The 23509-nt window shown below is 68.4% G+C and carries 22 protein-coding genes; 11 read left to right on the top strand and 11 right to left on the bottom strand.

Features of this window, described 5'->3' with window-relative positions; all coding sequences use genetic code 11:
• Positions 1–93: 93 nt before the first annotated feature.
• Entirely contained in the window at positions 94–1167 is a 1074-nt protein-coding gene (locus tag U4E84_RS02430; RefSeq protein WP_322530508.1) for a polysaccharide deacetylase family protein, read from the bottom strand.
• A gap of 177 nt (positions 1168–1344) precedes the next feature.
• Between U4E84_RS02430 and U4E84_RS02425 the strand changes: the two genes are divergently transcribed.
• Together U4E84_RS02425 and U4E84_RS02420 are read left to right on the top strand one after the other, a co-directional pair.
• Positions 1345–2121 (top strand): hypothetical protein, encoded by a 777-nt coding sequence (locus U4E84_RS02425; RefSeq protein WP_322530507.1) that lies wholly within the window; start codon positions 1345–1347, stop codon positions 2119–2121.
• Positions 2122–3123: a GNAT family N-acetyltransferase gene (locus tag U4E84_RS02420; protein ID WP_322530506.1), complete on the top strand. Its 1002-nt coding sequence runs from the start codon at positions 2122–2124 to the stop codon at positions 3121–3123.
• 3 nt (positions 3124–3126) lie between these two features.
• On the opposite strand, the gene U4E84_RS02415 is transcribed toward U4E84_RS02420, so the two are convergent.
• Entirely contained in the window at positions 3127–4236 is a 1110-nt protein-coding gene (locus U4E84_RS02415; protein WP_322530505.1) for an ATP-grasp domain-containing protein, read from the bottom strand.
• Positions 4237–4481: 245 nt separating this feature from the next.
• On the opposite strand from U4E84_RS02415, the gene U4E84_RS02410 reads away from it, so the two are divergent.
• A complete protein-coding gene (locus tag U4E84_RS02410) occupies positions 4482–5507 on the top strand; it encodes an NAD-dependent epimerase/dehydratase family protein (protein WP_322530504.1) in 1026 nt (341 codons plus the stop codon).
• 86 nt (positions 5508–5593) lie between these two features.
• Here U4E84_RS02410 and U4E84_RS02405 read toward each other — a convergent pair whose 3' ends face one another.
• The 3 genes from U4E84_RS02405 to U4E84_RS02395 all read right to left on the bottom strand — a co-directional run bounded on the left by U4E84_RS02405 (position 5594) and on the right by U4E84_RS02395 (position 7694).
• Positions 5594–6556, bottom strand: coding sequence for a hypothetical protein (locus U4E84_RS02405; RefSeq protein WP_322530503.1), 963 nt, complete (start codon positions 6554–6556; stop codon positions 5594–5596).
• Positions 6557–6560: 4 nt separating this feature from the next.
• The gene (locus U4E84_RS02400) at positions 6561–7397 is read right to left on the bottom strand and encodes a 3-keto-5-aminohexanoate cleavage protein (protein WP_322530502.1); all 837 of its coding nucleotides are present in this window, start codon (positions 7395–7397) and stop codon (positions 6561–6563) included.
• 96 nt (positions 7398–7493) lie between these two features.
• Positions 7494–7694, bottom strand: coding sequence for a hypothetical protein (locus tag U4E84_RS02395; protein WP_322530501.1), 201 nt, complete (start codon positions 7692–7694; stop codon positions 7494–7496).
• Between the two features lie 318 nt (positions 7695–8012).
• Here U4E84_RS02395 and glmM point away from each other — a divergent pair, with 318 nt between their 5' ends.
• Complete coding sequence (gene glmM / locus U4E84_RS02390) at positions 8013–9398, top strand: phosphoglucosamine mutase (protein ID WP_322530500.1); 1386 nt, start codon at positions 8013–8015, stop codon at positions 9396–9398.
• Positions 9399–9461: 63 nt separating this feature from the next.
• Here glmM and U4E84_RS02385 read toward each other — a convergent pair whose 3' ends face one another.
• Positions 9462–10094 carry a phosphoribosyltransferase family protein gene (locus U4E84_RS02385; protein WP_322530499.1) on the bottom strand — a complete coding sequence of 211 codons (633 nt, stop codon included), beginning with the start codon at positions 10092–10094 and terminating at the stop codon, positions 9462–9464.
• 174 nt (positions 10095–10268) lie between these two features.
• Between U4E84_RS02385 and U4E84_RS02380 the strand changes: the two genes are divergently transcribed.
• A complete protein-coding gene (locus tag U4E84_RS02380; protein WP_322530498.1) occupies positions 10269–10409 on the top strand; it encodes a hypothetical protein in 141 nt (46 codons plus the stop codon).
• A 38-nt stretch (positions 10410–10447) separates the two neighbouring features.
• Here U4E84_RS02380 and U4E84_RS02375 read toward each other — a convergent pair whose 3' ends face one another.
• Positions 10448–10693, bottom strand: coding sequence for a helix-turn-helix domain-containing protein (locus tag U4E84_RS02375; RefSeq protein WP_322530497.1), 246 nt, complete (start codon positions 10691–10693; stop codon positions 10448–10450).
• 423 nt (positions 10694–11116) lie between these two features.
• Between U4E84_RS02375 and U4E84_RS02370 the strand changes: the two genes are divergently transcribed.
• A complete protein-coding gene (locus U4E84_RS02370) occupies positions 11117–11857 on the top strand; it encodes a hypothetical protein (protein ID WP_322530496.1) in 741 nt (246 codons plus the stop codon).
• Positions 11858–11864: 7 nt separating this feature from the next.
• On the opposite strand, the gene U4E84_RS02365 is transcribed toward U4E84_RS02370, so the two are convergent.
• Complete coding sequence (locus U4E84_RS02365) at positions 11865–12053, bottom strand: hypothetical protein (RefSeq protein ID WP_322530495.1); 189 nt, start codon at positions 12051–12053, stop codon at positions 11865–11867.
• A 551-nt stretch (positions 12054–12604) separates the two neighbouring features.
• On the opposite strand from U4E84_RS02365, the gene U4E84_RS02360 reads away from it, so the two are divergent.
• From U4E84_RS02360 to polC, 4 genes are all read left to right on the top strand, one after another.
• Positions 12605–12931 carry a DUF5783 family protein gene (locus U4E84_RS02360; protein ID WP_322530494.1) on the top strand — a complete coding sequence of 109 codons (327 nt, stop codon included), beginning with the start codon at positions 12605–12607 and terminating at the stop codon, positions 12929–12931.
• Between the two features lie 86 nt (positions 12932–13017).
• Positions 13018–13389 carry a NifU family protein gene (locus tag U4E84_RS02355; protein WP_322530493.1) on the top strand — a complete coding sequence of 124 codons (372 nt, stop codon included), beginning with the start codon at positions 13018–13020 and terminating at the stop codon, positions 13387–13389.
• 198 nt (positions 13390–13587) lie between these two features.
• Positions 13588–14007: a PPC domain-containing DNA-binding protein gene (locus tag U4E84_RS02350; RefSeq protein WP_322530492.1), complete on the top strand. Its 420-nt coding sequence runs from the start codon at positions 13588–13590 to the stop codon at positions 14005–14007.
• Between the two features lie 16 nt (positions 14008–14023).
• Positions 14024–19075: a DNA polymerase II large subunit gene (polC, locus tag U4E84_RS02345; protein ID WP_322530491.1), complete on the top strand. Its 5052-nt coding sequence runs from the start codon at positions 14024–14026 to the stop codon at positions 19073–19075.
• Positions 19076–19137: 62 nt separating this feature from the next.
• Here polC and U4E84_RS02340 read toward each other — a convergent pair whose 3' ends face one another.
• Positions 19138–19443, bottom strand: coding sequence for a putative quinol monooxygenase (locus U4E84_RS02340; RefSeq protein WP_322530490.1), 306 nt, complete (start codon positions 19441–19443; stop codon positions 19138–19140).
• Positions 19444–19565: 122 nt separating this feature from the next.
• Complete coding sequence (locus U4E84_RS02335; protein ID WP_322530489.1) at positions 19566–20210, bottom strand: bifunctional 4-hydroxy-2-oxoglutarate aldolase/2-dehydro-3-deoxy-phosphogluconate aldolase; 645 nt, start codon at positions 20208–20210, stop codon at positions 19566–19568.
• Positions 20211–20407: 197 nt separating this feature from the next.
• Here U4E84_RS02335 and U4E84_RS02330 point away from each other — a divergent pair, with 197 nt between their 5' ends.
• Positions 20408–22597, top strand: coding sequence for an elongation factor EF-2 (locus U4E84_RS02330; protein ID WP_322530488.1), 2190 nt, complete (start codon positions 20408–20410; stop codon positions 22595–22597).
• A gap of 110 nt (positions 22598–22707) precedes the next feature.
• On the opposite strand, the gene U4E84_RS02325 is transcribed toward U4E84_RS02330, so the two are convergent.
• Positions 22708–23364, bottom strand: a complete 657-nt coding sequence (locus U4E84_RS02325; RefSeq protein ID WP_322530487.1) for a hypothetical protein — start codon at positions 23362–23364, stop codon at positions 22708–22710.
• Between the last annotated feature and the right edge of the window lie 145 nt (positions 23365–23509).

Here is a 23509-nt window from a genome sequence, read left to right as displayed (position 1 = left end):
CGGGCGACCGACCGCCGCCTCAGGCGATTGGACCCTCGGCTACGGCGGACGGGTCGACCCTCCGACGCCGAGCGGTCTCCGTCGATCGAGTCGTCACCGATCGTCGTCGGCCGAGGTCGCATCCGCCGCCGTCGAGGTCGCGTCCGCCGCCGTCGAGGTCGCGTCCGCCGACGCCGAGGACGCCTTCGATTGCGAGGAGGGCGCGTCAGTCTGCGAGGAGAGTGCGTCCGTCGACTGCGGAGCGGGACGGCCGGCGTCCGCCGTCACGCGCCTCGCCACGTCGGCCATCGTCTCCACGCGGAGCCCTCCCTCGGACCGCCGCCGGTCGATGTGCTCCAGGATCGCCCGAAGCCGGGCCACGTCGCCGTCCGTCACGAGGTTGTTCGGGTGGTACCACAGGTGGAACACGCGGTCTCTCCGCGCCGCCGCGTCGATCCCCCGTCGCGCGGCGGCGACGACCGGGTCTCGCCCCGCCAGCTCGAACGCTCGACGCGCGGGCCCCTCGAAGCTGAAGAGGTACATCGAGGCCGGAACGTCGACGAGGCCGTACTCGTCGACGCGCGGCTCGACGAGCGGCGGCGTCGACCCCACGAGGTAGCCGATCTTCCTGATCGCCGAGGGGCCGAACGCCTCGGCGGTCGGGCTCGTTCCGCGGTAACAGGTGAACCCGCACTGCGCGATCACGTCCCGGTGGCCGACGCTGTTGCGGGGGAACACGACAGACGTCATCTCCGGCTGGATCGACGCTGCCGCGGCCGCCTCGAGCGACGCGACCAGCTCTGCGCGCGCGATCTCCGGGGTCGTTCGCGGGTCACCGAACTCGACGTGCGAGAAGGTGTGACAGCCGATCTCGTGGTCGGCGTCCGCGTCGGCGATCGCGGCCACGAGGTTCGGCGCGAACCGAAGCTCACGGCGGTCGCTCCACGCCCGACGCTCGCGCGCGAACCATTCCTCGGGGGTCGGGTGCGAGTTGTGACGACCGTCGCAGTCGTGCAGGAACAGGTGGCCGACCACGGCCCAGGTCGCGGGCACGTCGTACTCGTCGAGCAGGTCGAGCGAGTCTCGCCAGCCGTTGCGACCGGCCTCGACCCGGTCCGCCGGCGGGGAGGGAAGGTCGTGGTGTCCCCACCCAAGCTCGGCGTCGAGCGACAGGACTACGCTACCCAACGTGCCTCACCTCCCCGGTCGAGCGGTGGCGCGGTAGGCGCCCTCGATCGTCTCATGTCTGACGCTCTGCGATTCGAGATATTGTTATAGCTCATCAAACGCGGGTAATCCGATCATGTCGGCCGCCCAACCCGATAGCGGCGAGCTAACGAAACCCCGGCGACCCACTTTTCGCGCATGCCATCTCCGACCGCGTTCCTCCGGCGCTTGCGAGGAAAGTCGCCGCGCGAGCTGCTGCGGCTGGCGCCACGCTACGCGACGACGAGGCTCTCGCTCGCGGCGACCCGGTCGCGGTACTGGCTTCGCATCCACGCGACGCGGTCCGCCAGGGACGACCGTCGACGGGCCGCCCTCGAGCGGCTGCGAGGCGGCGGCTCGATCCTGTTCCTCTGTCACGGGAACATCTGCCGGAGCCCGTTCGCGGAGCGGTACGCCCGCGCGCGCCTCGCGGCCCGCGAGATCGAGCCGCTCGACGTCGACTCCGCGGGTACGGTGCAGCTGAACGACCCGCGGTCCCCGGGCACCGCCCGGCGGGTCGCGCGGCGCTATGGCGTCGACCTCGACGACCACCGGTCGGTCCGGGCGACGGCTGAGCAGATCGACGGGGCCGCGCTCGTGGTAGCGATGGATTACCAGAACTACCACACGGTCGCCGAGCGGCACCCGTGGGCGACGGACCGGACGTATCTGCTCGGGCTGTTCGCGCCGATGCGAGTCCCGGAGATACGCGATCCCCACGGGTACGGCGAGGAGACGTTCGGCGACGTGTACGGGCGTATCGCGGCCTGTGTGGACGAACTTCTCGACGAGTACGAGCGCGTTTACGAGGCGTCCGGCGGCGTCGACGACGGGTACGGTTACCGTACCGCGTCCGCGACGAATCGCGACCCTGACGCACCGCCGGGGGTAGTACGCTCGGGTTTACAAAGCGGTTCTCGCCACACGAGTAGGTAAATGAGACTTGAGCACCTGTCTCTCGCGGAATGGGCCGATGCGCTCCCGGAGAAGGGCATCGGCGTGTTTCACACTCCTGAGGCGCTGTCGGTCCTCGACGACTACACCGAGAGCGACCTGGTCCTGATCGGCGGGTTCAAGGGAGACAGGCCGGTGGCGCTCCTGCCGCTTTTCGTCCGCTCGCTCCCGATCGGCAAGCTCGTCACCTCCCCCCCGCCGGGGAAGAACGTCCCGCGACTCGGTCCGGTGATGATGCCCGCGAGTCCGAAAAAACGGAAGCGGGAGCGGTTGAACAGGAAGTTCACCGAGGCCGTCGTCGAGGAGTTCGGACTCGACGACCCGCTGACGCTGTTCCAGATGACCTGCCGCCCCGAGTTCGGCGACCCCCGTCCGTACGCGTGGACGGACATGAACGTCGACACCAGCTTCACATACTGGCTCGACCTCGCCGAGACGACCCCGGAGGACCTGCTCGCGGACGCGAGCAAGAGCCTCCGACGGGAGGTCAGCGACGGGAACGAGCTCGACGTCGTCGTGAACAGGGAGGGGATCGGGTCCGCGTTCCGGGTGTTCAAGGCGACGCGAGACCGCTACGAAGAACAGGGGATCTCGTTCCCGATGCGGTGGCCATACGTGCGTGACCTCTTTCGCGCGCTCGGTGACCGGGCCCGCGTGTACGTGGTCCGGTCCACCGCGGGCGAGTTTCTCACCGGGATCACGGCGTTGTACTCGCCCTCCGAGGCGTACTTCTGGCAGGGCGGGGGCCAGACCGTTTACGACGGCGTCGCGGTCAACAGCCTCCTCCACTGGCGGATCCTCGAAGACATTCGGGCGGACCCGCCGGCGGACACGGTGCACCGGTACGACCTGTACGGGGCGAACACTCCGCGTCTCTGTCAGTACAAGAGCAAGTTCGGCGGCGAGCTCGTCCCGTACTACCGCGTCACCACGGGCGGGCTCCGGATGGCGATCGCCGAGTGGGCCTACGAGTTCGTCGCGTAGCTGTCAGGCGTCGACTATCGGAGAGAGCACCGCTTTGGCGAGCTCCAGCGCGTTCGGAAGGGGGTCGGTCGCGGAGAGGTTCGAGGACGTCTCCGCGGAGAGCAGGTCGCGAACCACGTCGGGCGCGAGCTGCGGTCGATGGAACGCGGACTGGATGTCCCCGGAGAGCGGCCAGTGGTACCGCTGCGTGGAGAACGAGAACTCCGGGTGCTCCCCGGTGTCGAGGTAGCGCAACAGCGCGGCCGGGAAGTCACACCCCGACGCGATACCGAGGTCGAGCGACCCCCACAGCTTTGGGTTGATCTCGATGAGCTTCGGCGTCTCGTCCCGGTCGCGCTTGAACTCGACCATCACCGGTCCGTTCCACTCGAGGTCGTCGAGCAGCGTCGTTCCGAGGTCGGCGAGCTGTTCGTCCACTCTCGAGACGGCGCACGCGCTGACGCCGCCAGAGGGGGGGTACTCTCGGACCCGACGGTGGGAGTACCCGCCGACGCACCCGCCGTCGAGGTACAGCGCGAAGAACCCGCACCCGTCGCCGTGAAGCCGGGCCTGCAACAGCGGGTCCCGGCCGTGTCGCCGCCGGTAGTCGTCCGCCGCGGCCCGCGCGCCCGCGCCCGATTCGACGTACTCGACGTACCGCGGCGCCACCTCGGTCGGCGCCTTGACCACGGCCGGAAAGCCGACGCGATCGACCTGCTCCTCGGTCGTCGACGGCGTCAGCTGGAGCGTCTCCGGGACGGGAACGCCGAGCCGCTTCCCGAGGGCGTAGGTCGCCAGCTTCTGTTGGGCCACCCGCATCGACTCGCCATCGGGCAACACGACGTCGACGCGGTCGCTCAGGTCAGCTCTGTGCTCTGCGAGCGCGTTCGTCGTCCAGCCACCGACCGGAAGCAGGCAGTCGTAGTCGAAGCGCTCGATGACGACGTTGAGCGCCAGAACGAACGTCTCCGGGCCTCGGCGACCGACCCGGTGCTGCCTGTCGGCGTACCGCGAGATGCCCGCCATGGAAGGACGGTGCGCCGCCACGACGCCCGTCCGCCTCGAGACCGGGGCGATGGAGCGGACGACCGCCAGGGACTTTTTCATCATCCCGTCGGTGACAAGCACGTCCATGCAGGCCGTTCCAAATGGTGGGAGGTAAGTAGCCGCTTCATATGGCGGGACGTCGAGGAGTAAGGCCGTCGACTCCCGGCGTGGGCCGCTCCCGCGTACGAACGACGGAGCGAGACGGTCGCAGACCGCCCCTCTCGGGCACTGGGGAGGGTGGCCGTCCCCGGCCGGCCGTCGCGCGTGGTTGTCGGCGGGAGGTCCCCGGTAACGCGGACATTACAATGCGTGCACTCGGGATGGGTCGCGTCATGGACGAGTTTCAGACGCGGACGACCGGGGACCGCCGGGACCGGAACCGGCTGGCGGCGCGGGACGACCTCGGGGAGTCCCTCTCCGGCGATCGAACGTACCTCGTCACCGGCGGCGCGGGGTTCATCGGCAGCCACCTGGCTGCGCGCCTCGCGGTCGACGGCGACGTGCGAGTCCTCGACGACCTCTCGACCGGCAGCCGGCACGCGGTTCCCGAGACGGCCACGCTGATCGAGGACGACGTCACGGATCGCGAGGCCGTCGCGCGGGCGGCCGAGGGCGTCGACGTGATATTCCACCTCGCGGCGGTCGTCAGCGTCGAGGAGTCGGTGGCGAATCCGTTCGAGACGAACCGGACGAACGTCGACGGGACGCTCGCCGTCCTCGACGCGGCTCGGGAGGTCGGAGCGCGCGTCGTGCTCGCGTCGAGCGCCGCCGTCTACGGTCACCCGGAGTCGCTCCCGGTCACCGTCGACGAGCCCCAGGACCCGCAGTCGCCGTACGGGGCGTCGAAGGCGGCCGCCGACGCCTACGCCCGCGCCTACGAGGCGTCCTACGACGTGCCGGTCGTCGCGCTCCGGTACTTCAACGTGTACGGTCGGGGGCAGCGCGGCCCGTACAGCGGCGTCATCGACGCGTTCCTCGAGCGAGCGCTCGACGGGGAGCCGCTCGTCGTCCACGGCGACGGCGAGCAGACGCGCGACTTCGTCCACGTCTCGGACGTCGTCCGGGCGAACGTCGCGGCCGCGACGACCGACGACACCGGGACCGCCTACAACGTCGGGACGGGCCGGAGCGTCACGATCAACGAACTGGGGTCGCTCGTCCGGACGCTGGTCGAGACCGACGTCGACGTCCGACACGACCCCCCGCGTCCCGGCGACGTCCGCCACAGCCGGGCGGCGACGACGCGGACCGAGGACCGGCTGGAATTCCGCGCGCGGGTCGGCCTCGAAGAGGGGCTCGCCGACCTGATCTCGGCGCGCGCCGGACGCGCCGACGGGCAGCTCGACTCTCCGCGGTAACGCGGTCGCTTCGTCCGAGCCGACCGGTTCGACGAGAAGGGGCCGGCCGGTTCGACGAGACGGAGTCGGACGGTCGGCGTCCGCGGTCAGTCGTCTTCGAGGTAGGCGACGTCGGGGTGGTCACGGAGCCGCTCCGGGAGCCGTCCGGTCCGCTCGAGGTGCCGCGCTGCGGCGTCGCGGACGTCGGCCCACTGCGAGTGCCGCCTGAGCACGATCACGGGGAGCTCGTCGACGCCGAGCAGCTTCGCCATCGCCAGTCGATTCCGGCCGTCGGAGTACAACAGGTCGCCGTCGCGGCCGACGTCGACGGCGACCTCGTCGTTGAGGATTCGGGTGGCGAGCGTGGCCCGCTCGCGGAACACCGGATCGTCTCGATCGGACGCGGCGAGCTCCCGCTGCGTGAGGAACCCGTGCTCGCGGAGCGACTCGTAGAGCTCGTCGAGGCGTCGACACCGCTGCACGAGGTCGCTTCGGGACGCACACCCCCACGGGCGGTGACCCTGCCGGATCTCCGCGGTGACGCGCTCGAAAAACGCGGTCCGGTCCCACGGGACCCCGTCGCGAAAGTGGGCCTCGAACGACCGGTAGAGGTCGGTGTCGACGAATCGGTCGTCTCGAAGGTCCCACTCGCCGTCCTCGACGGCGCCGGCGCGGCGAAAGCGAGAGCGTGAGGGCGGCGTCGCCAGGCGCGTGATGCGGTCGGGATCGACGCGGAGGATTCGGTAGGGCTCGATCGGGGCCGCGTGCGCTCGTCGGTGGGTGAGCTGGACGGCTCGGACGTAGGCCCGCACGTACGCGCTGCGACAGCGCAACAGCGGTCGCTCCAGCCAGGGGGCCGCGTCGAGTACGCGTCGACCGATCCCTCGGACGACCCCGTCGATCGCGGCGCCGGCCCCGTCGTCGGAGCGGTCTCTGCCGTCCACGTTTCGAGTGAGTGCCACGTCGCCGTCACCGTAGGTGCGTCCCCCTTTGCGGTCCCCGTTCCGCCGCTCGGACCGCTCCGCGGCGGGGGTCTCGCGGACGTCGTGGTCGGGCGAAGCTCCTCCCATCTGCTTAGCTCATTCCGAGTATCTCGCGGGCCTCGTCCGGCGTCGCGAGGTCACGGTCGAGCCGATCCACGATCGCCGCCGAACGCTCCACGAGCTGGGCGTTGCTCTCGGCCAGCTCGCCCTGTCGGAGGTAGAGGTTGTCCTCCATGCCGACGCGGACGTGTCCACCGAGGATCGGCGCCATCGTGGTCAGCGGCAGCTGGTGACGGCCGGTCGCCAGGAGGTTGAACTCGCTGTTCTCGGGGAGGTTCGAGACGAGGTTCATCACGTTCTCTGGTGAGGGTATCGAGAACGTCCCGCTCCCGAAGATGAGGTTGATGTAGTACGGCTCCTCTAAGAGGCCGGTGTCGATCAGGCGGTACACCTCGTTGAGGTGGCCGTTGTTGAACACCTCCAGTTCGGGTTTGATGCCCTTCTCTCTCATCTCGCGGGCGAGTCGCTCGATGTTGTGGCGGTTGTGTTCGGTGATGATGTGTTTGCCGCGGTTGAACGGTCCCATGTCGAGCGACGCCATCTCGGGAGAGGGGTCCGTTCGGATCCCCTGGACTCGGGAGTCGAACTCGGACTGCCCGCCCGTGGTGTTCTGGATGATGATGTCGTCACAGCGGTCCCGTATCGCGTCGTTGACCGCCTGCAGCCGCCCGGCGTCGTTTTCGCCGTGCTCGTCCCGCCCGTGGACGTGACAGATCGCGGCTCCGAGCTCCTCGCACGCCGCGACGTGTTCCGCGATCTCCTCGGGCTGCTCGGGGAGATTCGGATTCGCGTCCTTTCCGTGAACTCCGCCGGTGGTCGCGACGGTGAGGATGATCTTGTCGCCGTTGAGGTAGTCCGTGTAGGTCATTGGTCGGTCCCCGGCGGCGCCGGAGTCGTTCGGGGGGAGCCGGTCCGGCGATTTTGTATTGCCCCGTTTACCGACGATAGCTCACGGCTACGCGGGTCAGTCATCGTCGGCCCGTGGCGGCTCCGCGGCCGTGCGGAACACCTCACAGTCGTCCTCGTGACTGAACCGAAAGCGGTCGTTACAGACGTCCGCTTGCATCGGGGAGACGAACTCTTCCATCACCGTGCAGTACGGTCGATCGTGGTCGAACTGGTGGGTCTCGTCCTCAGAGCGGTAGTCGAGGTATGGACACGTCATCGTCGACGGTGACACTCGGTATGGTGACTTTGTAACCCGAACACTACCGAGAGACGGTCGAACCCCAATCGGCTTCACACCGTCTAACGGGGACGATCACCGTCGAATCGCGTGGCCGTCGCTCCGGACCGTCGTACCGTGTCGCTACTAATGCCAGAGAGCGGGGAACTCACCGCCAATGACCGACGCGTGTCCGACTGGCGCGACCGCCGACCGCGACCGGGCGGCCGGCGACCGGACCGGCCGACGACCGAATCGGCCGCCCGCGGGAGGAACGGCCGCGACGACCGCGACGGGTGCCGTCGGAGGGAGAGTGAGATGACGCGGACGGACGAGGGGACCGACCGGCCGGCACCGTCGGTCTCGTTCGGGACGAGCGGCGTCAGGGGCCGGGTCGGCGGGACGCTCACCGCCGACACCGCGCTCTCGATCGGTCGCGCGGTCGCGACCCTGGGTGCCGACCGGGTCGTCGTCGGGCGAGACGTCAGGGAGAGCGGCCGCTTTCTCCTCGACGCGGTCTGTGCGGGACTCACGGAATGCGGCGCCGACGTCGTCGACGTCGGGGTCGTCCCGACCCCCACCGTCGCCCGCGCCGTCGTCGGAGCGGGCGCCGACGCGGGCGTCGTCGTGACCGCGTCGCACAACCCGCCCCCCGACAACGGGCTCAAACTCTGGACCGACGACGGGCGGGCGTTCGGTGCGGACCGTCGCTCCCGCGTCGAGGAGCTGATCGCGTCGGGCTCGTACGAGTTCGCCGACTGGGACGGGCTCGGCCGACGGACTCGACGGAGCGACGCGGCCGCGCGCCACGAGGAGCAGCTGCTGGCGAGCACGGCGCTCGAACGCGACGCCGGGGGAACGGCGGTTGTCGTCGACGTCGGAAACGGCACGGGACGGGTCACCGCCGACGCGCTCGCATCCGCCGGCTGCGACGTGGAGACGCTGAACGCACAGCGAGACGGCCGCTTCCCCGGGCGGCCGAGCGAGCCGACTCCCGACTCGTGTTCGACTCTGTCCGCGACCGTCGCGAACACGGACGCCGACCTGGGGATCGCGCACGACGGCGACGCCGACCGGACCGTCGCCGTCGACGAGCGGGGACGCGTCGTGCGGGGTGACGCGCTGCTCGCGCTGTTCGCCCGCCGAGCCGCCGCGGCGGGAGACGTCGTCACCGCGCCGCTGAACACGAGCCTCGCCGTCGACGAGGCGCTCGACGAAGTCGGCGTCGAACTGGTCCGGACGCCGGTCGGCGACGCCCACGTCGCGGAGCGCGCCGCGGAGCTGGGCGCCGCGTTCGGCGGCGAACCGAGCGGCGCGTGGATCTGGCCGGGGGAGATCCCGTGTCCCGACGGGCCGCTGGCCGCGTGTACGCTCGTGGAGCTCGTCGCGACGAGCGGACCGCTCTCCACGCTCGTCGACGACCTTCCGGAGCACCCGATACGCCGTGACGCCGTTCCCAGTGACGACCTGGAGCGCGTCGTCGCCGACGTGGAACGGCGACTCACGCGGCGATATGACTCGGTGACCACCTTCGACGGCGTCCGCGTCGAGACCGACGACGGGTGGTTCCTCGTCCGCGCGAGCGGGACGCAACCGCTCGTTCGGCTCACCGCGGAAGCGCGTCAGGCACAGCGGGCGGACGACCTGCTCGAAACCGCACGCCAGACGGTCGAAACCGCCGTCACAACCCTCGGCGATACCTGAGCGACTGAGGCTCGGGGTCGCAGTTCTTCTTTGCCCCGTCCTCGGCCGCGGAGGGCGCCACCGTCACTCCTCGTTCGCCGTGAGGTACGCTCTGGCCCGTTCGTCCGGTACCTGCTCGAACGACTCGTAAAACTGTCCGACGGCACTGAAATACGGCGGCGTCACGACGCAGATAACCCGGTCGGCCTCGGCCGAGAGGCGCTCGACCGTGTCGGGCGGGGAAACGGGAGTCGCCACCACCACGCGATCGGCGCCTGCGTTTCTGATCGCTCTCACGCACGCGATCGCGGTCGCGCCGGTCGCGGTCCCGTCGTCGACGACGACGACTCGCTTTCCGCGTAGCTCGAGCGGGGGGCGGTCGCGTCGATACCGTTCGACCGCCGCTCGCGCCGCCTCGCGCTGGCGGTCGATCTGGTCGGCGACGTACGCGTCCGCGACCCCGAACTCGTCGATCGCCGGTTCGTTCAGCCAGACGGTGCCGTCGCTGGCGACGGCGCCGATCGCGAACTCGCGATTCCCCGGCGCTCCGATCTTGCGGGCCGACACGACGTCGAGCGGGACGCCGAGGCGGTCCGCCACGACCCGCCCGACCGGAAGCCCGCCGCGCGGAATCGCGAGGACGATGTCGGCCTCGACGTCGCGGTCCTCGACGGCGTCAGCCAGCCGCCGACCGGCGTCGGTTCGATCTGTAAACATGGTTTGGTGTCCGTTCGTCCGTCCTTCGACACTACGGATGAACGGTCACGTCCACGGCGTCGATCGGTAATGTATGTGGGATATTACTAATGAGGTTTTGCCCGACTGACCACTATGGATTTCGTACCGAAAGCGGCAGAAAAAACGTGTTTCGGGCTACTCGGGGTTTCTCTGGTGCTGCTCACGGTGGGTATCGGCTACTTGGTCGTCTTCGGGACGACGCTGGCCGACTTTCTCGTCATCGTCGCCGGACTGTTCTTCGGCTGGCTGGCGTTCATCTACTGTTTCGCTCACCTCTCTGGGTGGCGTGAGTGAGCGGCGCGGGGCCCCCGACGCAACCGATCGCGGTCGCGTCACACCCGATACGTCTGTCCGTTGCGGCTGACGAGGTCCCTCGACTTGAGCTGTCGTAAGACGGGATAGACGGTGAGTTTCTGCATCTGCAACGCCGCGGAGAGCTCCGCGGGAGTCGCCGGACCGACCGCGTACAGGTACAGATACAGGAGTTTCGCGACGTGCGAATCGAGCTGCTCGGGGAGCGGAGCGAGTGTCGTCTCCGCCGGGGAGTTCCGCTCGGCGACGCTGTCTCGTGCGCGCATGTACGTTCGACCGACCCTGCTTGCCACGCTCGGTAAGTTATTGTGACCATTGGTTCCGATAACCCGGTCCTACGCGGGGACGGCGGCGACATCCGACGGCGCCAACGAGCCCGCCGGTGGCCGGATAGAACGCGGACCCGCTCGGTACTCGATCCGAGACGGGGCCTGCGGCGAGAACTCGCCGCCGAACGTGTCCCAGCAGTCCCCGCGGTCTTCACCAGTCGACTCCGCAGCGCGCACGCGGAAGGCGACGCTACGAACCGCGCGAATAATGGCGACGCTACGAACCGCACGAATAATGGCTACGTACCCACGAACCGCACGAATAATGGCTACGTACCACCCTCGCCGTGCGGGCGCGCAAGCTAAGTACGTCGGGCGGTAGGAGCACACTACTGGTCCCATACGGGACCTGCCCCACTCGTGTCCCGCTCCACGTCGCAGATCGACTCACGACTCACGACGGCGATCGAGGACGATCCGCGCGTTCTCGACGACGCGATCCGACGGTTCGACGCGGGCGGCCCGCCCGTCGTGCTGGTCGGCGTCGTCCACGATCACCCGGCGAGCGTCTTCCGGGTCGCCTCGGTCGTCGACGCCGTCGAGCCCGAGACGATCGCGATCGAGGTCCCGTCGCTCCTGGTTCCCGCCTACGCCAGCGACCGCGACGGGGCCGGCGGAGAGGTCACGGCGGCCATCGCGGCGAACCCCTCGATCCCGGTCGCCGGGATCGACATCCCCGGTCGCAGGACTCTCCGATCGGTCCTCGCTGAGCTGCGGACCAGCCGGGCCCCGCCTCGGACCGCTCTGCGGACGCTCCGGTCGACGGCCGAGATCGCGGCTCGCACCGTCGCCGCCAGGCTCTCGCGACTGGGCGTTCCGGGGGTCCCCACGGTCGAGCAGCTGGAACTCACTCAGGAGTACGATATCTCTGCGGCGGCGTCGCCTGCGAGGCAGGCCGACCACGAGCGGGCCCACCTCCGCCGCGGCATGGCGCTGGTGGACTCGCTCACACCGCCGCCGGAGACCGCACTGCTCGACGCCATCAGGGAGCGACAGATGGCCGACCGACTCGCGGCGCTTCGACGGGCGGGACCAGTCGTCTGCGTCGTCGGCTTCAGTCACCTCGACGGCGTCGCAGCGCGGCTCAAAAAAGGGTCGTGAGGCGTCGTCAGTCCTTGAGCATGACCGCGTCGTCGGTGAACTCACCAACCTCCGAGTTCTCGAGTTCGTAGACGTCGTCGTTTCCCCCGGTCCAGCCCAGGCGCTGTCGAACGCTCTCGGAGAGACTGGATGTCGGCCGCACGTTGGCCCTGGACCCCTCGACCGACTCGATCTCGCCGACGTCGTCGCCGTCCATCGTGCGAACTGTCATCCCCTCGTCTTCGGGTTTAAACGCTCTTGTCATAGTGTCTCGCGGATGCAAGCAGCGCCGCGCATCCACACCGGTGGTCCGCCTCGGGGTCCGATTGTAATTTAGATACTATCTACCGTTCAGCCGCCGTTACCGTTCCCGCCGGCTCTCGGCGTTCTCGCCGCCCCAACAGCCACTGACCTGCTCCAAGCACCTGACTGTCCCCGGTACGAGACTCCTAGTCTACTCTCCGTGAACCTTACTTCGAGCGGGGTGAACGAGACCCAGAACGTATCGCGCTCACGCGGTCGCGTTTCAAGCGGTAGTGGGCGTTCGCGACGCGGCCTCGCTCTACACCGAGCCCCGGTCTCGCCTCCCAGCGGCTCGAACTGCCGGGACACAATTTAGTATAGCGTATATTAGTTTATCCCTTCTCTCATTCACGTACACCCCCTCTCCTCAGTCCTGTCGACAGCTGGAGGGAGCGGCGCTGTGCGGTTCTCGACCGCGAACTGCCGATCGACCGGCTTTTTTCTCGTCGGTTCGTCGTTCGAGGCATGACCGACGAGTTCGACCCCGAGAAGTTCGAGGACAAGTACGTCCACTACTTCCAGGAGCTCCAGCGGGCGTACAAGAACGCGTTCAACCACATGAACGAGCGCCACGACTCCCAGCTGATCCACGGGATCGACCAGACGATACTCAACGAGTCCGAGCCGTTCTACGAGGACGGCGAGTTCCGCGTCGAGCTCCCCGAGAACCCGCGCGAGCGGCTACAGGGCGTCCTCGTCGACGACGAGACGTTCGAGGAGACGTTAGCGGAGTACGTCGAGCGGATCGAGGCCGAACTCCATCGCACCCTCGGGGTCGCCCGCCCGGAGTGAGGGCGAGGGCCTCGCTGACGGTCGATTCCGCGGTTCGAGTCCAGTCGAACCAAAGGCATAAGCCGGCCGACCGCCAATCTGCGGACATGAGCACGGACACAGCCGACGGGGACAACGAACTCCGCGAGCGGATCACGAACTTCCTGCGGCGCAACTTCCCGCAGATCCAGATGCACGGCGGGAGCGCCGCCATCAGCCACCTCGATCGCGAGAACGGCGAGGTGACCGTCCAGCTCGGCGGCGCCTGCTCCGGCTGCGGCATCTCGCCGATGACGATCCAGGCGATCAAGTCCCGGATGGTCAAGGAGATCCCCGAGATCGAGACGGTCCACGCCGACACCGGCATGGGCGCCGGCGCCGACGGCGACCTCGGCGGTACGGGCGGCGGCATGTCTCCCTCCTTCCCCGGCGAGACGACCGACGACGGCGACGACGAAGGCCCCCAGGCCCCGTTCTGATCCGGCGCTCCGTTCTCTCCGTTTTCCGCGTTCCGTTCCTCTAGCGGCTCGTTCGTCCCTCTCGTGGCGGTTCCGTCGAATCGATCTGCGACGCTGCGGTACGCGAGTATATCAGATACCGCTATATCAATTCTCCCTACCGGCCGTCAGCGTCGTCGACTGAAGGCTTTTTCTCCCCGGCGGCCGTGGACGGTTCCTATGTACCACCGGGAAGTCGAGACGACGGCGGAGTACGTCGCCCGATTCGAGACCGGCGCCGACTGGCGCGAAGAGATCGAGGACCTCGCCCGCGCGGAGGACGTGGAGGCGGGCTGGTTCACGGCGCTCGGGGCCGTTCAGGACGCGGACGTGTGGTTCTACGACCAGGACGACACCGAGTACCGGTCGGTGACGTTCGACGAGCCGCTGGAGGTCGCCGCCTGCGTGGGGAACGTCTCGCTGCTCGACGGGGACGTGTTCGCGCACACCCACGCCGTGCTCTCGCGGCCGAGCGGGCAGGCCCTCGCGGGGCACCTCGACTCCGGCACCGTCTGGGCGGGCGAGTGTCACCTCCGCGCCTTCGACGAGCCCCTGGAGCGCGAACACGACCCGACGACCGACCTCGACCTGTGGCTGTGAGGCGAGTCCCGCGGCGATGAGACCCGACGACGAGCGCTACTTCGCCCGGATCGAAGAGCGGCTCGACGAGGCGCTCGAGCTCGCGGAGACCGCGAAGGGACAGGGCCACGACCCGGAGCCGGAGGTGGAGATCCCCGTCGCCCGCGACATGGCCGACCGGGTCGAGAACATCCTCGGCATCGACGGCGTCGCGGAGCGCGTCCGCGAGCTGGAAGGGGAGATGTCCCGCGAGGAGGCGGCCCTGGCGCTCGTCACCGACTTCGTCGAGGGGACCGTCGGCGACTACGACTCCCGCGCCGGGAAGGTCGAGGGCGCGGTCCGGACCGCGGTCGCCCTCCTCACCGAGGGGGTCGTTGCCGCGCCGATCGAGGGGATCGACCGGGTCGAGCTGTTAGAGAACGACGACGGCACCGAGTTCGTCAACGTCTACTACGCCGGCCCGATCCGGTCCGCGGGCGGGACCGCACAGGCGCTCTCCGTGCTCGTCGCCGACTACGCCCGGTCGCTGCTGGGCATCGACGAGTACAAGCCGCGCGACGTGGAGGTCGAGCGCTACGCCGAGGAGATCGCCCTCTACGACACGGAGACCGGGCTCCAGTACACGCCGAAGGACAAGGAGTCGAAGTTCATCGCGGAGCACATCCCCATCATGCTCGACGGGGAGGCGACGAGCGACGAGGAGGTCTCGGGGTTCCGCGACCTCGAACGGGTCGACACCAACTCGGCGCGCGGCGGGATGTGCCTCGTCGCGGCCGAGGGGATCGCCCTGAAGGCCCCGAAGATCCAGCGGTACACTCGCGACCTCGACGAGGTCGACTGGCCGTGGCTCCAGGACCTGATCGACGGGACGATCGGGAAGGACGGGGAGGCGACGAGCGGCGAGTCTGACGGCGGCGCCGGAGACTCGGACGGAGATTCAGGGGGCGACACCGAGGGCGACGCGATCGACGCCGAGAGCGACGAGGACGGCGACGAGTCGGGAGCAGACGGGCCCGTCGGCCCGCTCCGCGCGAAGCCCTCGCAGAAGTTCCTCCGAGACCTGATCGCGGGCCGCCCCGTCTTCACGCACCCGAGCGAGGCGGGCGGGTTCCGGCTGCGATACGGGCGCGCGCGCAACCACGGGTTCGCGACGGGCGGGGTCCACCCCGCGACGATGCACCTCGTCGACGACTTCCTCGCGGCCGGCACGCAGATCAAGACGGAGCGCCCGGGGAAGGCCCACGGGGTCGTCCCCGTCGACTCCATCGAGGGGCCGACGGTCCGGCTCGCGAACGGCGAGGTCCGACGCATCGACGACCCGGCGGAGGCGAAGGCGGTGCGCAACGGCGTCGAGAAGGTGCTCGATCTGGGGGAGTACCTCGTCAACTACGGCGAGTTCGTCGAGAACAACCACCCGCTCGCGCCCGCTTCCTACGCGTACGAGTGGTGGGTCAAGGAGTTCGCGGCCGCCGGCGCCGACGTGCAGGCGATGCGAGACGACCCGCACGTCGACCTGGAACGCCCAGCCGTCGACGAGGCGCTCGCGTGGGCGCGCGAGTACGACTGTCCGCTCCACCCCGAGTACACCTACCTCTGGCACGACGTGTCGGTCGCGGCGTTCGAGGCGCTCGCCGAGGCGGTCGCCGACGGCGACGTGGTCGAGGGCGTCCTCGCGATCGAGCGCACGGAGACGACGCGGTCGGCCCTGGAGGCGCTGCTGGTCGAGCACACCGCCACGCCGGACGCGCTCCGGATCCCGACGTGGCGCCCGCTCGCGCGGTCGCTCGGGGTCGACGACGGGCTCCGCAAGACGTGGGACGCGGACGACCTCTCGACGGCGGCCCGCGAGTGGGCCGACGGCGAGAACGCGGTGGCGGCCGTCAACGAGGTCGCGCCCTTCGAGGTCCGCGAGCGCGCGCCGACCCGGATCGGCAACCGGATGGGGCGCCCCGAGAAGTCCGAGAGCCGCGACCTCTCGCCCGCGGTCCACACGCTGTTCCCGATCAACGAGGCCGGCGGCCCGCAGCGCGACGTCGCCAAGGCCGCGAGCGTGATGGACGACTCGGGCCACCGCGGTCGGCTGGAGGTCGAGGTCTCGGACCGGGTCTGCCCAGACTGCGGCGAGCACACCTACCGGGCGCGGTGTCCGGACTGTGCGGTCCACACCGAGCCTCACTACGAGTGCGGCGACTGCGGCACGGTCTGTACGCCCGACGAGGCCGGGCGCGTCGAGTGCCCCCGCTGCGAGTGGGAGGTGCGGGCGGCGACGTACCAGGAGGTCGACCTCCACGACGCGTACCGCTCCGCGCTGGCGAACGTCGGCGAACGCGAGGCGTCCTTCGAGATCCTGAAGGGGGTCCAGGGGCTCACCTCGCGGAACAAGACGCCCGAGCCGATCGAGAAGGGAATCCTCCGCGCGAAGAACGGCGTCACGTCGTTCAAGGACGGCACCGTCAGGTACGACATGACCGACCTCCCGGTCACGTCGGTCCGGCCCGAGGAGCTCGACGTCACCGCCGACCACCTCCGCGAGATCGGCTACGAGACCGACATCGACGGCGAACCCCTGCGCCACGACGACCAGCTCGTCGAGCTCCGTGTGCAGGACATCGTCCTCTCGGACGGCGCGGCCGAACACATGCTGCGGACCGCCGACTTCGTCGACGACCTCCTCGAGCAGTTCTACGGGCTCCCCCGCTTCTACGAGGTGAACGAGCGCGACGACCTCGTCGGCGAGCTCGTCTTCGGGATGGCGCCGCACACGAGCGCGGCAACTGTCGGGAGAGTGGTAGGATTTACGTCAGCAGCGGTAGGATACGCTCATCCGTACTTTCACGCCGCGAAGCGTAGGAACTGCTTCCATCCGGAGACGAACGTGTGGTTCGAGGACGAAGCCGGAACGTGGCACTACGACCCCATCGAGACACTCGTTGAGGACCGCCTCGACGCCGAAGCGGCTGACGAGGACGACTTCGGGACGCTCGTCCAGGAACTCGACGGAGACGTGTACGTGCCGTCCGTAACTGAGGACGGCGAGGACACGCTCCAACGAGTCGAAGCCGTCTCGAAGCATCCGTCGCCCGACCATCTGGTCCGCGTCGAAACGAAGAGCGGGCAGGAGCTGACGGTGACACCCAACCACTCGATGCGTCGGTTGACCGGGGACAGAATCGAGCGCGTGCCGGCTCGAGAGTTAACTACGGAAGACGCGCTCCCCGCGCCGAAACAGATTCCGGTCGACGGGGACACAGCGACGTTCGACCTGCTCGCGGAATTCCTCGACGCGGACGCCGTTCCGAACGACGACCTGATGATCCGAGGACTCGGCGAATCCGACCTCAAGCAACTCCTCGACGACGCGACAGCCGCCGAGAGCTACCTGAAGCCCGTTGCGGAACTCCTCGGCGTTAGTCAGTCGACGGTGTACAACTGGGTGTCCCGCGACAGCATTCCGGCCGGCGTCCTGCTCGAACTGTACGACCGCGACGATGTCGTCGAACGCGTTCCCACCGACGTGACACTCGGAATCCGTCGGGACGGCGCTTCGATTTCGCGCCAGTTCGAGGTCGACGAGGCTGTCGGCACGATGCTCGGGTACTACGCTGCAGAAGGGTTCACACGGCAGGAGGTGGGATCATTCTACCAGACGACCATCTGCACGCCTGACGACGCGCCACGCGAAGAACTCATCGACGTCTTCGACGACGTGTTTGACGTCGAGGCATTCGAGGAGAACGAGTGGAAGGTTACCGTCTCCAGTCGTCTCGTCGCGACGCTGTTCTCGGATGTTCTCCACGCCGGGTGTCGTGCGGAGACGAAACGAATCCCGGACTGCGTGCTCTCTGCACCGGATTCGGTTCTCCGAACGTTCCTCGCGGCGTACTTCTCCGGGGACGGCAGTACGTCAAGCGAACGTGTCGAAGTCCGCGCACACACGGTGAGCGACGACCTGCAGTCCGACCTCGTCGCAGCGCTCAAGCGGTTCGGCATCGCGGCGAAAGTCTATCGCGTGGAACGCACCCCGAAGACGGGCGCGGTGGCCGAGTTCTACGACGACGAGCGGTCGTTCGATTCTTGGGTTCTCAAGATCACATCACAGAACGCCGTGCGGTTCGCCGACCGAATCGGCTTCCACCTCGGCCGCAAGGAGGACACACTTACTGATGTGCTGGATCGCACCGATACCCGAACGCAGCGACTCTTCGGCGACGGCGGCGACGTTTGGGTCGACGAGATCGCCTCTGTCGAGACGGTCCAGTCCGACGTCGAATCCACGTACTGTCTGACCGTCGAAGAGACCAATACCCTCGTCGCAAACGACGTGTACTCCGGTCAGTGCGACGGCGACGAAGATTGCGTGATGCTCCTCATGGACGGACTGCTCAACTTCTCGAAAGAATTTCTCCCCGACCAGCGCGGGGGGCGCATGGACGCGCCGCTGGTCATGTCCTCGCGGATCGACCCCTCGGAGATCGACGACGAGGCGCACAACATGGACATCGTGCGCGAGTACCCCCTCGAGTTCTACGAGGCGACGCTCGACCTGACGGACCCCGAGGAGCTGGAAGACCGGATCCAGCTCGGCGAGGACACGCTCGGGACCGACGAGGAGTACCACGGGTTCGACCACACCCACGACACGACGGACATCGCGATGGGGCCGGACCTCTCGGCGTACAAGACGCTCGGCGACATGATGGAGAAGATGGACGCCCAGCTGGAGCTCGCTCGGAAGATCCGCGCGGTCGACGAGACCGACGTGGCCGAGCGCGTCATCGAGTACCACTTCCTGCCGGACATCATCGGGAACCTCCGGGCGTTCTCCAGACAGGAGACGCGGTGCCTCGACTGCGGCGAGAAGTACCGGCGGATGCCGCTGTCGGGCGACTGCCGCGAGTGCGGCGGGCGGGTGACCCTCACCGTCCACCAGGGGTCGGTGAACAAGTACGTCGACACGGCGATCGAGGTCGCCGACCGGTTCGGCTGTCGGCCCTACACGAAACAGCGGCTGAAGGTGCTAGAGGAGTCGCTCGAATCGGTCTTCGAGGACGACACGAACAAGCAGTCGGGGATCGCTGACTTCATGTAGCGCGGTCGGGCCGTCGCGTCGGGAGCCTCGCTGGTCCCCGGCGCTCCGACGGGATCGACGCGCTACAGCTCCAACTCGGTCGCCGAGTCCACGTCGAACCGCGTCACCCGCGGCTCCCCGGCGAGCAGGTCCGGAAGCGCCGCCTCGAACGCTCGGAAGTGATCGGTCTGCGTGTGCGCCTCGAACGCCGCGGCGTCCTCGTACTGCTCGAAGAAGCGGAGGACCGTTCCGTCCTCGACGTCCGTCGCCGCTCGGTAGTCGATCATCCCCTCCTCCTCGTTCGACCGCTCGACGAGGGTCTCCGCGTGGTCCAGCGCCTCGTCGAGGCTGTCCGGCTCGATCGGAAAGACGGCGTGTAACACGATCATCGACGCCGGCGGCTACGCAGCCGTCTCAAAAAAAGCCACCCGGCTCGCGAGGCGGTCAGCGGCCGGCTCGGTCGTCGCCGCGTCCCTCGGCCGTTGCCGCCGCGAATCGTTCGCCGCCGGTCTCAGTCGTCCGCGCGCGCGCCCTCGACGACTCGCGTGAACTCGCGGGCGGTCTCGGTGATCTCGTCGTAGTCGCCGCGTGCGGCCGCGTCGTAGTCGACGAGCGAGCCACCGGCGCCGACCGCGAACGCGCCGGCGTCGATGTACTCGGCCGCGTTCCCGGGGCCGACGCCGCCGGTCGGCATCATCGGGATCTGGCCCAGGGGCCCCTTCATCGCGGCGAGGTGGGCCGGCCCGACGGTCTTGGCGGGGAACACCTTCACGAAGTCGGCGCCGGCCTCGTAGCCGCGAATCGCCTCGGTCGGCGTCATCACGCCGGGCGCGGTGACGGCGCCGTAGCGGTTGCAGGTCTCTATCACGTCCTCGTGGAGGCTCGGCGAGACGACGAACTCCGCGCCGGCCATCAGGGTCGTCCGGGCGGTCTCGCTGTCGAGGACGGTGCCGGTGCCGACGACGACCTCGTCGCCGAAGGAGCCGGTGACCTCGCCGAGCTTCCCGGCGACGTCCGGCGTGTCCGCGGTGATCTCCACGGCGGTGACGCCGCCCTCGCGGAGCGCCTCCGTGATTCCGATGAGCTGGTCGGCCTCGACCCCGCGCAGCACCGCGACGACGCCGGCGTCGGCGAGCCGTGAGAGCGTCTCGTTCATACGCGTCTCTTCCCCACCGAGCACTTAAATCCGCGTGGAGGCGGTCGCGGCCGCGACGTGACCGTCACTCCCGGCCGCGCGACTCGAATCGTGACATCGATAGGCACGAAATCGCCGACGATGGGGGGTGATCCCCCCGGAAACGGCCGCGGAGAAACACTACCCTTTTGACCCTGCTGTCGGTAACGAACGGTATAATGGGCCGACGCAAGAAGATCGTTCAAGAGTGCGAGCGGCTGATGGACGAGCCGGAGAACATCCGGAACATCGCCATCGCCGCCCACGTCGACCACGGGAAGACGACGCTCTCCGACAACCTGCTGGCCGGTGCCGGCATGATCTCCCAGGACACCGCGGGCGAGCAGCTCGCGATGGACACGAAGGAGGACGAGCAGGAGCGGGGAATCACCATCGACGCGGCGAACGTTTCGATGACCCACGAGTACGACGACACCAACCACCTCATCAACCTCATCGACACGCCGGGCCACGTCGACTTCGGGGGCGACGTCACCCGCGCGATGCGCGCGGTCGACGGCGCGCTGGTGGTCGTCGACGCCGTCGAGGGCGCGATGCCCCAGACGGAGACGGTGCTCCGGCAGGCGCTCCGCGAAGGCGTGAAGCCGGCGCTGTTCATCAACAAGGTCGACCGTCTCATCTCCGAGCTCCAGGAGGGGCCACAGGAGATGCAGGAGCGGCTCCTCTCGGTCATCGCCGACGTCAACGAGCTCATCCGCGGCATGGCCGAGAACATGGACGACATTCCCACGGACTGGACCGTCTCCGTGGAGGACGGCACGGTCGGGTTCGGCTCCGCGCTGTACAAGTGGGGCGTCTCGATGCCGTCGATGCAGCGGACCGGCATGGACTTCGGCGACATCATGGAGCTCGAACAGAACGACAAGCGCGACGAGCTCCACGAGCGCACCCCGCTGTCGAACGTCGTGCTCGACATGGTGTGCGAGCACTTCCCCAACCCGGTCGACGCGCAGCCCCGCCGCGTCCCGCGCATCTGGCGCGGCGACCCGGAGTCCGAGCTGGCCGACACGATGCGGATGGTCAACGAGGACGGCGAGGTCGTCTTCATGGTCACCGACATCTCGATGGACCCGCACGCGGGCGAGATCGCGACGGGCCGCGTCTTCTCCGGCACGCTGGAGAAGGGACAGGAGCTGTACGTCTCCGGCACCGCGGGCAAGAACCGCATCCAGAGCGTCGGGCTCTTCATGGGCTCGGAGCGCGAGGAGGTGGAACACGTCCCGGCCGGGAACATCGCGTCCGTCACCGGCCTGCGCGACGCCATCGCCGGCTCCACTGTCTCCTCCGTCGAGATGACGCCGTTCGAGTCGATCGAGCACATCTCGGAGCCGGTCATCACGAAGTCCGTCGAGGCGCAGAACATGGACGACCTGCCGAAGCTCATCGAGACGCTCCAGCAGGTCGCCAAGGAGGACCCGACGATCCAGATCGAGATCAACGAGGACACGGGCGAGCACCTCATCAGCGGGCAGGGCGAGCTCCACCTCGAAGTGATCACCCAGCGGATCCGCGACAACCAGGGCATCCCGGTCATCACCGGTGAGCCGATCGTCGTCTACCGCGAGCAGCCCCAGGAGGCGTCCCGCGAGGTCGAGGGCGTCTCGCCGAACCGCCACAACAAGTTCTACCTCACCGTCGAGCCGATGGCCCAGGAGATCGTCGACGCCATCCAGCTCGGCGAGGTATCGATGGACATGCCCGAGCTGGAGCGCCGCGAGGCGCTGCAGGAGGCCGGCATGGACAAGGACACCTCTCAGGAGGTCGAGGACATCCACCGGACCAACATCCTCATCGACGACACGAAGGGGATCCAGCACCTCAACGAGACGATGGAGCTCGTCTTGGAGGGGCTCCAGGAGGCGCTCGACGACGGGCCGCTCGCCGCAGAGCCGGTCCAGGGGTCGCTGTTCCGGCTGCACGACGCGAAGCTCCACGAGGACACCATCCACCGCGGGCCAGCGCAGGTCATCCCCGCCGTCCGCGACGCGGTCCACCGCGCGCTGATCGACGGCGAGGTCCGCCTGCTCGAGCCGATCCAGGACGTCCGGATCGACGTCCCCTCGGAGCACATGGGCGCCGCGTCCGGCGAGATCCAGGGACGCCGCGGCCGCGTCGACGACATGTACCAGGAGGGCGACCTCATGGTCGTCGAGGGCATCGCGCCCGTCGAGGAGATGATCGGCTTCTCCTCCGACATCCGCTCGGCCACCGAGGGCCGCGCCTCGTGGAACACCGAGAACGCGGGCTTCCGCGTCCTCGTCGACAACCTCCAGCGCGAGAAGATCATGGAGATCCGCGAGCGCAAGGGGATGAAGCTCGAGCTGCCGTCGTCGATCGACTACTTCTGAGTCGACGACGCGGTCCCTTCGATTCCGCGTTCTCTGCGGTCGGTGAGATCCGTCGTAACTGATGGAACTCACCTCCCGGAGGCGGAGGGGGCTGACGCAGTCGCAGTCACTTAGAAAATGACCGTCTCGGTTATATCGCACCGGAGCGACCCGACTTCGACCCGGCCCCCGACCCCCCGCGTCCACACCTTCTGTATCGGAACGCTCACACGCGATTCCACGGTCGCGTCCAGCCTGGTTTCGTCGCCGTCAGCGGGCCCCGTGTAGTTCAGGATGGGGTTCACGGCTCCTCGACCGCTTCCGGCGTCGAACGCGTGCCGGATCTCGGTGCTTCCGGAAACGTCCTCGTCCGGGGTGTCTCCGTACGCGCTGGTGTTCGAGAAATACACGGTGCCCTCGGCGTCTCCTTCCGGTCTGATACGAAGCGAGAGGCGCGGTTGCCCGAGCGCGTAGCTCCAGTCCGGGTCGACGTCGGAGACGGCCGTCTCGTAGCTGACGATGCGTAGCCCGGATCCGCCGTAGAACCGGTTCGAGCCGCCGTTCGGCCCCTGCACCGTCAGCGCGAGCGTCGCGTCGGCGTCTCCGTCGGTGAACCGATCGGTGTCCTCGTCGACGATCGCCCAGTCTCCGGACCCCTCGACGGGAGGTCCCCAGGGGGGCTGTTCGTCCCCCGATTCGGTCGCGTTCGTCAGCGCGCTGATCCCGATCAGTCCCGTCGCCGTGAGCGCGACGTACCCCAGGAGCGCTCGTCTGTCGGTGGAGGGCATCGGTGTCGGAGCTATCGCCGATACGCAAAAATGCTTTCTGCCGCGCTTCGGGGGCGCTGACTCCCATCCCCGCCGGGAGTCTCACCTCTCTGCTCGCTCCGCCCCTCTCCGTGCCGTGAGTTCACACGCCGTCGGGGGAGGCAAC

The organism is Halorubrum sp. AD140 (genome assembly GCF_034497445.1).
Classification (GTDB): Archaea; Halobacteriota; Halobacteria; order Halobacteriales; family Haloferacaceae; genus Halorubrum.
This window is presented reverse-complemented; position numbering and strand designations above follow the sequence as displayed.